Source organism: Burkholderia sp. Bp8984, from assembly GCF_003853755.1.
Classification (GTDB): Bacteria; Pseudomonadota; Gammaproteobacteria; order Burkholderiales; family Burkholderiaceae; genus Burkholderia.
In genome coordinates, this window is sequence record NZ_QTQN01000010.1 from 64,941 (window position 1) to 78,470 (window position 13,530).

The following is a 13,530-nucleotide window of genomic DNA, read 5'->3' on the forward strand; positions in this document are numbered from 1 at the left end:
CCCGATACCTGATCGCGTTCAACCCGTGCCGGCCGACGAGCCGCGGCACGATCGCGCTCGCGTCGAATCGTTTCCCGCGCAACCGACGCGCCGCACGGATGGAAGGGAACGCGCGACTTCCGCGCGATCGCCTCTCCGGCAACGGCGGTCGCCCTCCTGCATCGCCTGATCGGAACAACGCCCGCCGGCACACGGGAAAACACTGCCATGAACCCGCCGCGCAGCCTGCGCGCACGGGCTCGAAACGTGCATTCGGTTTTGACGCAAGCCCCCGTGAAACAGGGAGAACCGTGACGTCCGTCGTCCACCGTACGCGGGCAAGGGTTTGTCTGGTTGGCTTTCGATGCCCGCCTGCACTAGCCTCGTGAGGTCTGCCCCCGCGTCGTTCGGCCGGCGGGACATGACGTCGTGCACATTGACAATCGAGTGTCGGCGCGCGGCCTCGCTGCCGAAGTTTCATTGCGTTCGATCACGCATGTCGTTGCCGCCGGAGAAACATCCTCTGGCTCGCGTGCGATGTGACGCGAGGCGATCCGGGGCAACACGCGCGCCGGCCAGCCGTCGGTGTGCACCGGGGAACCGCAGGCCCGATCGTGGAGACGCACCGTGAAGCGCATGCCATTTCGCTGCATCCATGCCATCAGCTATGCAAGCGTGCTGCTCTTTCAGGCCCAGGCGCAAGCGCAGTCGCTGGACGCCCAGTCGACGCAGGAGAACATTTCCGCGCTGCGCCAGGAAGTCGATCGCCATCTGCAGGAACTGAGTGCACTCAAGCGCAAACTGGCCGACGAGGAAGCCAATCTCTCGCGCCTGAGCCGGGCGCTGGACAACCGCGAACTCGCGGCCCGGCGTGGCGCGGGCACCGGCGATGCCGGCGGCTCCGGCGACGCGGCAACGCAGGCCGATACCGGCTCCCCGGGCGGCGCGCCCGGCGCGGCCGGCAACGCCCCCGGCAACGTGCAATCGTCGGCCGGGTCCGCCGCGCCGCCGAGCCGGCCGGTCGGCCAGGCGCCGGTGGCGGAAACCGCACCGCCGCCTGTCGCGCCGATCTTCGATCAGCCCGGCGTGCTGACGCCGAAGAACAAGTTCGTCGTCGAGCCGTCGTTCCAGTTCAGCTATTCGTCGTCGAACCGCGTCGCCCTCGTCGGCTACACGATCATCCCGGCGCTGCTGATCGGCCTGGTCGACGTGCGGGAAGTCAAGACGACCACGCTGACGGGCGCGGTCGCGGTGCGCTACGGGATCACCAACCGGATGGAAGTCGAAGTCCGCGTCCCCTATGTGTACTCGACGAACGACACGATCAGCCGCGAGATCTTCACCGGCACCGCCCAGGACAACGCGTTCAACAGCCACGGGAAGGGCCTCGGCGACGTCGAAATGACGCTGCGCTACCAGTTCAATACCGGCGGCCCCGACAAGTTCTATTACATCGGCTGGCTGCGCTTCAAGAGCGCCACCGGCAAGAGCCCGTTCGACGTCGTCACCGACTGCGTCACGCGCTGCGTCGGCAATGCCACCGGCACCGGCCTGCCGCTCGAGCAGCCGACGGGCTCCGGCTTCTACGCGATCCAGCCTGGCCTCACGTGGCTCTTTCCGTCCGACCCGGTGGTGTTCTTCGGCAACCTGAGCTATCTGCACAGCTTCAGCCGCGACAATCTCAGCCTCACGATTCGCGATGGACAGAAGGACTTCATCGGCAAGGTACAGCCCGGCGACATCTGGGGTTTCAATATCGGCATGGGCCTCGCGCTGAACGAGAAAGCGTCGGTGAGCCTCGGCTACGACCAGAGCATCGTACTGCCGACGAAACAGAACGGCCAGACGGTGCCCAGTTCGGTGCGCGTGATCCTCGGCTCACTGCTCCTCGGTTACTCGTACCGGTTGTCGCCGAAGACCACGCTGAATCTCTCGATCGGCGCCGGCCTCACACGCGACACGCCGGACGTGGTCATGACGCTGCGCGTGCCGATTGCATTCTGATCGCCAGCGTGCGCGTGCGGCGGGCCGCGCGCCGCACGCGGGCCCCGGCGCGCCAGTGCGCGTTCATCTGCCATTCATCGGTCGCTCACCGAGCCTTCATCGCCCCGGCAACACGCCGATCAACGCATTGTTCAGCGTCGACATCACGTTCAGGTTCTTGAACGTCGACAGTGTGTTGACGGTCGTGTTGATCGTCGTCACCGCCTGGATCTGCTGGTTGTTCAACGTGTTCTGGATTACCGCGCCGGTCAGCGCCGGCAGCGCGGCGGGCTGCGCGGCGTTGCCGGCGCCGACCTGGATCAGCGCGCCCGCGTTCGCGGCCGCCAGCGCCTGCGCCTGTTGCGCGGTGATATGACTGATGTCCGGGATGTTGAAGCTGGTTGTCGTGACCAGATTGCCGTTCACGAACGCGACACGCGACACGCCGAACGAAACCTTCAGACCGCTCGGCATATCGAAGCCGCCGCGCATCGCATCGAGGCGCGCGTCGCTGAGCGCGATCGCGCCGGCTGCCGGCCAGTTCCGTTCCTGCGCGCCGCCCGGCTCCACGGCCGGCGGCCCTGCCGCGCACTCCGCCATCGCGAGCGGCGCGGCACGCAGGATCGGCACCTCGCCGGCCCGCGACTCCACAGGCGCCACATCGGCGCCCGCGTTCGCGGCGGATGCCTCGACGACGCCGCTCGCCTGCGCGACCGGCGCGTCGGCCGCGGCCAGCGCGTCGTCCTGCATCGCCGCCGCACTCACGGACGTCACCCCGCCGCACACCATCACGGCGATGCCGGCGATGTTCCTGGTCTGGGATCTCATGACGGTCCTCAAAAGTCGTTCGGGCCGTGCTTCGGCATCACGACGTTGTACAGGCCGTCGCGCGCGATACCGGTGTAGAGCGGCGCGCTGGGCGCGACGCGCCAGTCACGCGGGTCGTTGAACACCGCCAGCTCGGGCCGGTTGTGAATCACGAAAATCACATGGTCTTCCCACTTCTGCTCGAAGCTCGCCAGCGACATCGGGCGCGTGCCGGTGGCAGGATCGCCGACGAGCACACGCCCGTCACGCAGCCCCTTCACGACCACGAAATGGTGATAGCCGTGCTCGGTGATCAACACGATCGCCGGCGTGTGCGTCCTGGCGAGCGTCTGCAACGGCAGCTCGAAGCCGTCCGCGACGAAGCCGTGCGCGTCGAGAAACCGCCGGATGTCGAGCAGCGAGAAGCCCTGCTGGCGAATCTTCTCCTGATTGCCGTTCTCCCACATCTGGGCGAAGGCGGTCTGCTCGGTCATCGGATAGTCGTACTGATAAGTCAGCAGCGTCGCGACGGCAGCCGACCCGCAACTGAAATCGAATTGCTGCTTGACGGTGCGCTTGAAGCGGGCCTCCTTGAGACTCGTGACGTGCATCGCATAGCCTGCGCCCGTCGGATCGACGACCGTCATCTCGTCCGCCCATGCAACCGGGACGGACAGCGCGTAAGCGAGCGCCGCGATGCATGCTGCGGCAACCGGTCTCATCGCTCAGTTCCCGAAGCGCACGTTGAGCACCGTCGCGTTCTGAATCAGCACGTTGGCGCCGGTATTCTGGATGACCGTAGGCAGGCCGCTCGCATTGGCGAACGAGCCGTCGGCGATCGAATTCGAGCCGGTCGACACGCGGTTCGCCACGTTGTCGGTCACCGCGCCGGTCAGATAGTTTTGGCCGATCAGCGCATCGCCGCCCCGATGCTCGTCGAGCTGGTCAGGCGTCATCGCGACACCGAAGCTGCCCGCTTGAGCGATCGCGGTGCCGGTCGCAGCGGGTATGGCTGCCGCAGGGGGCGCGACGGCCGCGGCCGGATCGGCGTGATCCGCGCGCGCGGCGGGTGGGGAAGCTGCGGCTGCCGGCGCAACATCGGCGGTGGCCTCCGCCGCAACGGTTCGCGCCCGGTCAGCCGTGGCATGGGCCGTCAGGCCCGGCAGCAGCGCCGCAGGCAATATCACCAGCAAAAGTGCCGTTCGGATTCGCATGGCTGTCTCCTTGGTCCCTGCGCGAGCCGGCCCGAAACCGGCGCACAGGGAGCGGAATCCGCATGACCGTCGATCGACGGAAATCAGCCCGGCCTGCGCCAGCGAGAGCGAGACGGCCGTTCGGCCATCCCGCCCTCGCCGGCGGTCCTGTCCATCGGCGATGGAACGCAAGTCGCGGGCTCGCCTGCGCCCGCGTCAATGCATCCGGCTCGCCAGGACCGGCCGGCCGGCTAACGTCCTACGGACAGGTTCGCCTGCACGGTCACAGCCTGCTGAACCAACGACGCCATGCCGCTGTTCTGGTTGGCGACCATGATGCCCGCGGCGGTCTGGCCGACGCTCGCCATCGCGTTGGACATGTTGAACGTCCCCGCGTTGACCGCATTGGCTCCGCCTGCGCCACCCGCGCCGCCGACCGCGCCGTTACCGACACCGCCGTTGCCCGTGCCGCCTGCGCCGCCCGCGCCGCCCATCGCGCCCACTGCGCCGCTACCCGCGGTTGCGCCGCCGTTGCTGGCCGTCGTCGTCGCGCCGCCGTTCGTCGCGCCGCCGCCCGTGCCCGCGCCGCCGGCACCGCCGTTGCCCGCCGTGGCCGCCGCCGCGCCGCCGGTGCCGCCCGCGGCCGCACCCGCGCCGCCGATGCCCGCGCCCGATCCGCCCGAAGCGGTCGACGTACCCGCCGACCCTGCGCCGCCTGAGCCACTGCCCGAGCCGGTGCCGGTACCCGTGCCGGTGCCGGTGCCGCTGCCGGCCGATGCCGACGCGCTTCCGCTGCCATGATTCCTGGCCCACGCGGAGCCGGGATTGGCTGTGCCGGTGCCGCCGCCCCAGCCTGTGCCGCTGCCCTTGCCGGAACCGCCTACGCCGACCGAGGCCGCGATCGCGCCGCCGCCCGTGCCGGAGCCGGAGCCGCCGCTCGCAGTGGCATTGCCGCCGCCCCCGCCGCTGGCGTCAGGCGAGCCGCCGGCTCCGCCGCCGCCGCCGTTGCCGGTGCCGGCCGTCGCGCTGCCATTGCTGGCGTTACCCGCCGTGGCGCTGCCGTTATGCGCGCTGCCGCCTTTGCCGCCGGCGCCGCCTGCACCGCCGCTTCCGCCATTACCTCCGATGCCGCCGTAGCCATACCCGTTGCCGCCCTTGCCGCCGCTTCCGCCGGCCGCGCTGCCCGAGTTGGTCGCGTTGTTGCCGATGCCCCAGACCTGGACATTGCTCACGTACCCGTCGAGTTTGCTGATCGCGACGATCTTGGTGCTGTTGTACGAATCCTGGTAGACACTCGCGCCAGGCGAAACTTCATTCGCATTGGACCCGGTGGAGCTGGTCTGGGTTGAGCTGACTGCGTTGCTGAGAGTGTTCGATCCGTCATCGGCTTTCTGACTGCATGTCGAACTGGTATCGCTGCTGCATGGATTCGCCATTGCGTAGCCGCTGCATCCCAAGGCGAGAAGCGCAGCAGACGCCAATAGAGTTTTGCGCATGAAATCCTCCTGAAGTAACGAGGAACGGCTTGGCCAACTGCACCAATCCGGAGGACAACACGCATCGGCGATGCCAATCCCGCCAGCTGCCTGACGACAGGGAGCCGGTTGGATGCTTTGCGCGACATAACCCGCCTCGCCCGATTCCGGCATGCGATTTATGTTTCAGGTCTGAAACGTGTCGATCGGCACGGGGCCGGGACACCCTCGACCCGCGGATGGATTTCTCTCTGTATTCAAACGCTTGTCCGATCTTCCGAAGAAGGTCCCTGCAAGCGCGGAATGTTTCACTTTTGAACGGCCGCGGCCGGCCCATACGGGTATGCCCGTAGCACCGGATATTCAATCCCAATCGCAAACGCAGGCCCGGCAAGGACGCCCGCCGAATTCATTCCGATGAGGCATCAAAATCCCGCATGGAGTGCCATTTAGAAATGTTTCGACTATGATTCGGCGCTTTTTCCTCGGATCCTGTCCGCGACGAGCACGGGCGCGCGCGAGTCCGGTTATCGGCCGGAACGAGGATTCCTGACGGCAAGCGCCGTGGAATGGCGACGCAAATCCCCCCGAGGTGCGCCGCACGTGACCCACGGGCTGCCTGCGGTGCAACCGCGTGCGGGTACCGGCAGGCTGCCGCTCAAAACGCAGGCGAAACGCCCCCGTGCTTCGCTGGCCCGCTCCCGCCAGATCGGTTCGCATTCCTCTGCTTCTCGACGAACCGCCGCACATCATCGTCCGCCGGACGCGACAGGATGTCGTCCGGCGTGCCGTCGCGCAGGATCGCGATCCGGTCGCCGATCCGCGATGCGTCGTCGAGATCGTGCGTGATGAAGCGGCTACGCGACGCCGCTCGACCGCTTCATCAGGCGGGTCGCATCGCGGCCTCCGGCGCGCGTGCCGGACGCCGCAACATGAGCCGTGACCGACGGCCTCCGCAGGGTCGATGAAAGGAAGCGTGTCAGGATGCGGGCATCACGCCACCTGTCCGATGGCGGCCCTGCGCATCGTGACGATGCGCGCGGGCGGAATATTTGCCCACACGATCCGGCTGGCATCGGCAACGAATGCCGGATCGCGCAGCGGGTGACGCTCGGGCACGCGCAGGTCGTAGGTGAACTGGATCATCACGCCGTCGACCGACAGCACACGCTCGCACTGCCCGACGATCGCCGTCACGTCCTCGCGCGGCAACGTGCGCAGCGGCAGGCAGGACACGATCGCGTCGACACGCGCATCGGGCGGCAGCAGCCGCTCGAGCTGCCGCGCGTCGCCCGATACGATCGAAATCCCGGGAAAGCGCCGCCGCAGGTGCTGCACGAACGCCGGCGCCCGCTCGACCACGACGAGGCGCCCCGGCGCGACGCCGCGTTCGAGCAACGCGGCGGTGATCGCACCGGTGCCGCCGCCGAGCTCGACGACGAGCCCGTCGCCGTCCGGCACCGCATCGGCCATCTCGCGCGCCAGATGCCGCGAACTCGGGCACAACGCGCCCACCGCGGCCGGGCGGCCGACCCACTCTCGCACGAACAGTGCCGAGACACGCAACGCATTCGGCCAGATCATCGGCCAACCTTGCGCGGTTGCGCCATCAGCTTCGGCGTGCCAATGACTGCCTGTAACAGGGCTACGACGCCACGGGGCTCATTCACGTGCATCCTCCTGAACAAATCGGTCCGCCACGCACGCGCGGCGCTCCATCGATTCTAGGAAATGCAAACTTAAGGCGACGTGAAGATTGTCCCTGATTGCGCCACCATTGCCGGCCGTGCAATCGACGGCTTCCCGCTCGGCGGTCGACGCGCCGCCGAAGCTGCGCGGGATACCGTGCGCCGACGATCGTGACCTGCCGCAGGGCCGTCTCGATCGCCGACGGTTCGCCGCTCGACGGTTCGCGCCGCCCCGCCGCCTCACCGCAGATTGGTCCGCGCCAGCTCGACGATCTCGTCGCCGCGCCCGCTGAGGATCGCGCGCAGCATGAACAGGCTGAAGCCCTTCGCATGCGCGAACTCGATCTTCGGCGGCATCGCCAGTTCGTACTTCGACGTCACGACGTCGACGACCGCCGGCCCGTCGTGCGCGAATGCGGTGCGCAGCGCGTGCTCGACGTTCTCCGAATGCTCGACGCGCACGCTGAAGATCCCCGCGCCCTTCGCGATCGCCGCGAAGTCGGTCGGGCTCAGGTCGACGTTCGTGTCGAGATAGCCGGCCGCCTTCAGCTCCATCGACACGAAGCCGAGCAGGCTGTTGTTGTAGACGACGATCTTGATCGGCAGGTCGAGCTGGCGCGCGGTCAGAAGATCGCCGAGCAGCATCGACAGCCCGCCGTCGCCCGACAGCGACACGACCTGCCGCCCAGGGTGCGCGCCCTGCGCGCCGAGCGCCTGCGGCATCGCGTTCGCCATCGAGCCGTGATTGAACGAACCGTGCAGCTGGCGCTTGCCGTTCATCGTCAGGTAGCGCGCGGCCCAAAGCGTCGGCGTGCCGACGTCGGCCGTGAAGATTGCGTCGTCGGCCGCGACTTCGTCGACGATCTTCGTCAGGTATTGCGGATGGATCGCGCGGCCCGGCGGCTCGGCCACCGCGAGATCGTCGAGGCCCTTGCGCGCGGCCGCGTAGTGCTTCAGCGCGTTCTCGAGGAAGCGCCGCTGCGTCTTGCGCGTGAGGCGCGGCAGCAGCGCGGCGATCGTTTCCTTCACGGTGCCGACGAGCCCGAGCGCGAGCGGCGCGCGATGGCCGAGCTGCGAGCCCTTCCAGTCGATCTGCGCGACCTTCGCATTCGTCGGATAGAACGGCCGGTACGGGAAGTCCGTGCCGAGCATCAGCAGCGTGTCGCACGATTCCATCGCGTGATAGCCGGAGCTGAAGCCGATCAGCCCGGTCATCCCGACGTCGAACGGGTTGTCCCATTCGACGAACGGCTTGCCGCGCAGCGCATGCACGACCGGCGCGCCGAGCGTGTCGGCCAGCGCGACCACTTCGTCGTGCGCGCCCTGCGTGCCGCTGCCGCACAGCAGCGTGACCGCGTCCGACCCATTGAGCAGCGCCGCGAGCCGGTCGAGATCGGCGTCCGCCGGCAGGATCGACGGCGGCGCCGAGTCGCTCCACGCGGGCGCTTCTTCCGGGCCGTCGCCGAGCGCGATGTCGCCCGGCAGCACGATCACCGCGACGCCGCGCTCCTCGATCGCGGTGCGCATCGCGCGCGCGAGCACGCGCGGGAACTGCGACGCGTTCGTCACGAGTTCCGCGAAATGGCTGCATTCGCGGAACAGGTCCTGCGGATGGGTTTCCTGGAAGTAGCCGAGGCCGATCTCGGTCGACGGAATGTGCGCGGCGATCGCGAGCACCGGCTGGTGATTGCGGTGGCAGTCGTACAGCCCGTTGATCAGGTGCAGGTTGCCGGGGCCGCAGCTGCCCGCGCACACCGCGAGCCGTCCGGTCGACGCCGCATCCGCGCCCGCGGCGAACGCCGCGCTTTCCTCGTGCCGCGTATGCATCCAGCGGATCGAGCCGATCTGGCCCAGGCTGAACGACAGGCCGTTCAGGCTGTCTCCCGTCACGCCCCAGATGCGCTCGACGCCCGCTGCCGCCAGCGTCTTCGCCAGGTATTCCGCCATCGTCTGTCTAGCCATCATGCCCTCGCTCGTTGATCGGTCGTCACACGATTGAATCGGCTCCGGCAGCCGCCTTCGCCGCTGACCGAACGAGCATACGCGATCGTGTCGCGCGGCGTCGTGAAGACGCGGGCGCCCCGCGCGGCAAGGCGCAGCGACGCGCAGCGACCGGATCTGCGGCAGTCCGCCCCTTTCGACGGCGTCGGGCAATCGTCGGCGCGTTGTCGCCGTTTCGTATGAAGCCTGAAACCGGACGGGGCACCGGCGCCCCGCGCTCAGCCCCAGTCGGACGCCGACTCGTCGGGATCGACGAGCGTCAGCCCGGCCGCCGGCAGCGGCAGCGCGGTCTTGTAGCGCACCTGCTTCAGCGCGAAGCTCGACCGGATGTTCGACACGCCGGGAATCGTCGTCAGCCGCTCGATGATGAAGCGCTCGAGCGTGCGCATGTCGGGCATCACGACGCGCAGCAGATAGTCGGCGTCGCCCGACATCAGGTAACACTCCATCACCTCGGGCCGCTGCGAGATCGCCTCCTCGAAACGCTGCAGCGCATCCTCGACCTGCTTCTCGAGACTGACCTGGATGAACACGTTGATCCGCAGCCCGAGCGGCTCGGGATCGAGCAGCGTGACCTGCTGGCGGAACAACCCGAGCTTCTCCAGCGCGCGCACGCGGTTGAAGCACGGCGTGGCGGACAGGTTCACCGCGCGCGCGAGTTCCGCGTTCGTGATGCGCGCGTTCTGCTGCAGCTGGTTCAGGATGCCGATGTCGATGCGGTCGAGCCGACGCGGGTTTGCGCTCATGGTCGAAATATTCCGGAAGAGTGGCCACAACCGGAATATTTACACTATCCGTGAGCGAAATCCCAATGAAATCAGACGCATATTTTGCGGATCGGCGGGTAGCATGATCCGACCGATTGCCACTGATTGCGCGCCGCTCCGAACCGGCGCGCGGGGAGACCTGCGATGACGGACCTGTCGAACGGAATCGACGCCACACGGCGCGCGGGCGCGGCTCACGCCGACGCCGACCCGGAAGAAACCGCCGAATGGCTGGAAGCGCTCGACGCCGTCGTCGCGCACGTCGGCAAGGAACGCGCGCAGTACCTGCTCGGCCGGCTCGCCGCGCATGCGCACACCCGCGGGCTCGCGGCGCCGCGCGGCCCCGTCACGCCGTACCTGAACACGATCGCCGCGCACGAGCAGCCGCCGTATCCGGGCGACGCCGAGCTCGAGGAACGGCTGTCCGCCGCGCTGCGCTGGAACGCGCTCGCGATGGTCGTGCGCGCGAACCGCGCATACGGCGAACTCGGCGGCCACATCGCGAGCTACGCGTCGGCGTCGGACCTGTTCGAAGTCGGCTTCAACCATTTCTTCCGAGCGGCGCCGGCCGACGCAGGCGATGAAAGCGGCCCGAACGGCGACCTCGTGTACTTCCAGCCGCATTCGTCGCCGGGCGTGTATGCGCGCGCCTATCTCGAAGGCTTCCTCACCGAAGATCACCTGAAGCACTACCGCCGTGAAATCGCCGGGCCCGGGCTGTGTTCGTATCCGCATCCGTGGCTGATGCCGGATTTCTGGCAGTTCCCGACCGGCTCGATGGGCATCGGCCCGATCAACGCGATCTACCAGGCGCGCTTCATGCGCTACCTGCAGCATCGCGCGCTCGCGAACACCGCCGGCCGCACCGTGTGGGGCTTCTTCGGCGACGGCGAGATGGACGAGCCCGAATCGCTCGGCGCGCTGTCGCTCGCCGCGCGCGAAGGGCTCGACAACCTCGTGTTCGTGATCAACTGCAACCTGCAGCGGCTCGACGGCCCGGTGCGCGGCAACGGCCGCGTGATCGACGAGCTCGAAGCGCTGTTCGCCGGCGCCGGCTGGAACACGATCAAGGTGCTGTGGGGCTCCGACTGGGATCCGCTGTTCGCGCGCGATCACGCGGGCGCCCTCGCGCGCGCGTTCGCCGACACCGTCGACGGCCAGTTCCAGACCTTCTCCGCGAACGACGGCGCGTACAACCGCGCGCGCTTCTTCAGCGGCGACCCCGCGCTCGAAGCGCTGGCCGCGCAGCTCACCGACGCGGAAATCGACCGCCTGCGCCGCGGCGGCCACGATGCGCGCAAGCTGCACGCCGCGTATGCGCGCGCGCTCGCCCATCGCGGCCAGCCGACCGTGATCCTCGCGAAGACGATGAAGGGTTATGGAATGGGCACGGCCGGCCAGGGGCGGATGACCACTCACCAGCAGAAGAAGCTCGACGTCGACGACCTGAAGGCGTTCCGCGACCGTTTCCGGTTGCCGCTGTCGGACCACGACGTCGAGCAGTTGAAGTTTTACAAACCAGCGGAAGACAGCCCGGAAATGCGTTACCTGCATGCCCGCCGGGCTGCCCTGGGAGGCTATCTGCCCAGAAGGCGGATGGCGGCATCGAAGGGGCTGACCGTCCCTTCGATGCCGGCCTGGGGTGCGTTCGCGCTGGAGGCGGCCGGCCGCGAGATGTCGACGACGATGGCGCTCGTGCGCATGCTCGCCGCGTTGATCAAGGATCGCGACATCGGTCCGCGCGTGGTGCCGATCGTGGCCGACGAGGCGCGCACGTTCGGCATGGCGAGCCTGTTCCGGCAGGTCGGCATCTACTCGCCGCTCGGACAGCGCTACGAACCGGAGGATCTCGGCTCGATGCTCTGCTACCGCGAGGACACGCGCGGCCAGATCCTCGAGGAAGGGATTTCGGAAGCCGGCGCGGTGTCGTCGTGGATCGCCGCCGCGACCGCGTACAGTGTGCACGACCTGCCGATGCTGCCGTTCTACATCTACTACTCGATGTTCGGTTTCCAGCGGATCGGCGACCTGATCTGGGCCGCCGCCGACCAGCGCTCGCGCGGCTTCCTCGTCGGCGCGACGTCCGGGCGCACGACGCTCGGCGGCGAAGGGTTGCAGCATCAGGACGGCAGCAGCCATCTCACGGCGTCGACGATTCCGAACTGCCGCGCTTACGACCCGGCGTTCGCGTACGAAGTCGCGACGATCATCGATGCCGGCATGCGCGAGATGGTCGAACAGCAGCGTGACGTGTTCTATTACGTGACCGTCATGAACGAGAACTATGCGCAGCCGTCGATGCCCGACGACGATCCGGCCGCACGACGCGAAGGCATCCTGAAGGGCATGCATCGGCTGCCGTCCGCAGTGAACGCGACGGCGCGCGTGCAGTTGTTCGGCGCGGGCGCGATTCTCGGCGAAGTGCTCGCCGCGCAGCGGATGCTGAAGGACGACTGGAATATCGATGCAGCCGTGTGGAGCGTCACGAGTTTCAGCGAATTGCAGCGCGACGGGATGGAAGCCGAACGGCTGTCGCGGCTCGGCGACGGATCGGCATCGTCGTATGTCACGCGGATGCTAGAAGGAACGCATGGCCCGGTAATCGCCGCGACCGATTACGTGCGTGCGGTGCCCGAACTGATCCGCGCGTACGTGCCGCGCCGCTACGTGACGCTCGGCACCGACGGGTTCGGCCGCAGCGACACGCGCGACGCGCTGCGCGCGTTCTTCGAAGTCGATCGCGCGAGCATCGTGCTCGCCGCGCTGAAGGCGCTGGCTGATGACGGGGAACTCGATGCGGCGGCGCTGGATACTGCGCGCGAACGGCTCGGCAAGACGGTGCGGCAGCAGCCGGGCGCGGCGCCGTGGCAACGCTGAGCGCGCCATGTAGCGCCCATTTTCGAGATGGCGGGCGAAGACGAATAGGTAGAATAAGTCCATTCGTCAGGAGAATTGCCCGTGCCAACACCGAGATGTTCGAGCTTTTCCGAAGCGTTTCAAGCAAACATGACCGCGCTGCATATGCCCGTTCCCACAACGCTGTTTGCGACCCTGCAAACCGCGGTGGCGAGTGTCAGCACGATGATGGGCGCGCTCAAGACACTAGGTCCGGATGCGACGGTCGCGGAATTGTTTGGTTTGGCGCGACCACGAAACTCGAAGTAGCAACCGTCGTTGGGGCGATCCTCGCCAGCGTCTATCTGGGCGCGGTCATTGGTAGCCTGATGGTCGCGACAGATGCTGCATCGGCATGCGGCATCGGCAAACGGGGAACCGACCTGTCCTTGGCGGTTGCGCAATGGGGCGCGCGCCATCGCCTTGCGGTTCATCCATTGATCATGGCGCAAATCCTGCGGCATCCTGAAGTTCTCGCGCCCGGCCGCATAGCTATCTCGGGTTGAAGGCAAACACTGCAATCCGGAGTACACGATGAAGTGGATTGTGGATCATTTGCTCCTCATCGTCACGGCGCTGATTTGCACCGCCGTAGGATGGACCATCATCGCCGCGACCGGCGAATGGTTTCCCACCCTGATGATAGTGATCGCGTTCGCAACGTTGTGGGGCGATAACGCACGACTGCGAAAGCTACTCGAGCAAAACGGCATCGACCCCAGACAGCGCAAGCGATAGGAGT

At 67.6% G+C, this 13,530-nt stretch carries 11 protein-coding genes and 1 pseudogene; 4 read left to right on the forward strand and 8 right to left on the reverse strand.

The features are described 5' to 3' along the window. Positions 1-606 precede the first annotated feature (606 nt). The gene (locus tag DID98_RS12900; protein WP_124570822.1) at positions 607-1,983 is read left to right on the forward strand and encodes an acetate kinase; all 1,377 of its coding nucleotides are present in this window, start codon (positions 607-609) and stop codon (positions 1,981-1,983) included. Positions 1,984-2,079: 96 nt separating this feature from the next. Here DID98_RS12900 and DID98_RS12905 read toward each other — a convergent pair whose 3' ends face one another. The 8 genes and pseudogenes from DID98_RS12905 to DID98_RS12940 form a co-directional block, all read right to left on the reverse strand. Continuing rightward, entirely contained in the window at positions 2,080-2,790 is a 711-nt protein-coding gene (locus tag DID98_RS12905; protein WP_124570823.1) for a hypothetical protein, read from the reverse strand. 8 nt (positions 2,791-2,798) lie between these two features. Further along, positions 2,799-3,491 (reverse strand): C39 family peptidase, encoded by a 693-nt coding sequence (locus tag DID98_RS12910; protein WP_124570824.1) that lies wholly within the window; start codon positions 3,489-3,491, stop codon positions 2,799-2,801. A 3-nt stretch (positions 3,492-3,494) separates the two neighbouring features. Continuing rightward, positions 3,495-3,983 (reverse strand): hypothetical protein, encoded by a 489-nt coding sequence (locus DID98_RS36235; RefSeq protein ID WP_124570825.1) that lies wholly within the window; start codon positions 3,981-3,983, stop codon positions 3,495-3,497. A 230-nt stretch (positions 3,984-4,213) separates the two neighbouring features. Next, the gene (locus DID98_RS12920; protein WP_124487052.1) at positions 4,214-5,458 is read right to left on the reverse strand and encodes a hypothetical protein; all 1,245 of its coding nucleotides are present in this window, start codon (positions 5,456-5,458) and stop codon (positions 4,214-4,216) included. A gap of 712 nt (positions 5,459-6,170) precedes the next feature. Then, positions 6,171-6,290, reverse strand: a pseudogene (locus DID98_RS36240) (glycine betaine/L-proline ABC transporter ATP-binding protein); the annotation flags it as partial. A gap of 140 nt (positions 6,291-6,430) precedes the next feature. Further along, positions 6,431-7,021 carry a class I SAM-dependent methyltransferase gene (locus DID98_RS12930; RefSeq protein WP_044845405.1) on the reverse strand — a complete coding sequence of 197 codons (591 nt, stop codon included), beginning with the start codon at positions 7,019-7,021 and terminating at the stop codon, positions 6,431-6,433. Between the two features lie 344 nt (positions 7,022-7,365). After that, positions 7,366-9,087, reverse strand: coding sequence for a ubiquinone-dependent pyruvate dehydrogenase (gene poxB / locus DID98_RS12935; protein WP_124529404.1), 1,722 nt, complete (start codon positions 9,085-9,087; stop codon positions 7,366-7,368). Positions 9,088-9,344: 257 nt separating this feature from the next. Beyond that, positions 9,345-9,872, reverse strand: a complete 528-nt coding sequence (locus DID98_RS12940; protein ID WP_124487053.1) for an Lrp/AsnC family transcriptional regulator — start codon at positions 9,870-9,872, stop codon at positions 9,345-9,347. 165 nt (positions 9,873-10,037) lie between these two features. On the opposite strand from DID98_RS12940, the gene mdeB reads away from it, so the two are divergent. The 3 genes from mdeB (at position 10,038) to DID98_RS12955 (ending at position 13,526) form a co-directional block, all read left to right on the forward strand. Beyond that, positions 10,038-12,770 carry an alpha-ketoglutarate dehydrogenase gene (gene mdeB / locus DID98_RS12945; protein ID WP_124570826.1) on the forward strand — a complete coding sequence of 911 codons (2,733 nt, stop codon included), beginning with the start codon at positions 10,038-10,040 and terminating at the stop codon, positions 12,768-12,770. Positions 12,771-12,865: 95 nt separating this feature from the next. Beyond that, positions 12,866-13,294 (forward strand): hypothetical protein, encoded by a 429-nt coding sequence (locus DID98_RS12950; RefSeq protein WP_260428067.1) that lies wholly within the window; start codon positions 12,866-12,868, stop codon positions 13,292-13,294. Between the two features lie 28 nt (positions 13,295-13,322). Continuing rightward, complete coding sequence (locus DID98_RS12955; protein WP_124487056.1) at positions 13,323-13,526, forward strand: hypothetical protein; 204 nt, start codon at positions 13,323-13,325, stop codon at positions 13,524-13,526. The last annotated feature ends 4 nt before the right edge of the window (positions 13,527-13,530 follow it).

Excerpts from the sequence above, each read along its gene's own strand:
- DID98_RS12905 (WP_124570823.1), bottom strand. The coding sequence starts at position 2,790 with ATGAGATCCCAGACCAGGAACATCGCCGGCATCGCCGTGATGGTGTGC.
- DID98_RS12910 (WP_124570824.1), bottom strand. The coding sequence starts at position 3,491 with ATGAGACCGGTTGCCGCAGCATGCATCGCGGCGCTCGCTTACGCGCTG.
- DID98_RS36235 (WP_124570825.1), bottom strand. The coding sequence starts at position 3,983 with ATGCGAATCCGAACGGCACTTTTGCTGGTGATATTGCCTGCGGCGCTG.
- DID98_RS12920 (WP_124487052.1), bottom strand. The coding sequence starts at position 5,458 with ATGCGCAAAACTCTATTGGCGTCTGCTGCGCTTCTCGCCTTGGGATGC.
- DID98_RS12930 (WP_044845405.1), bottom strand. The coding sequence starts at position 7,021 with ATGATCTGGCCGAATGCGTTGCGTGTCTCGGCACTGTTCGTGCGAGAG.
- poxB (WP_124529404.1), bottom strand. The coding sequence starts at position 9,087 with ATGGCTAGACAGACGATGGCGGAATACCTGGCGAAGACGCTGGCGGCA.
- DID98_RS12940 (WP_124487053.1), bottom strand. The coding sequence starts at position 9,872 with ATGAGCGCAAACCCGCGTCGGCTCGACCGCATCGACATCGGCATCCTG.
- mdeB (WP_124570826.1), top strand. The coding sequence starts at position 10,038 with ATGACGGACCTGTCGAACGGAATCGACGCCACACGGCGCGCGGGCGCG.
- DID98_RS12950 (WP_260428067.1), top strand. The coding sequence starts at position 12,866 with ATGTTCGAGCTTTTCCGAAGCGTTTCAAGCAAACATGACCGCGCTGCA.
- DID98_RS12955 (WP_124487056.1), top strand. The coding sequence starts at position 13,323 with ATGAAGTGGATTGTGGATCATTTGCTCCTCATCGTCACGGCGCTGATT.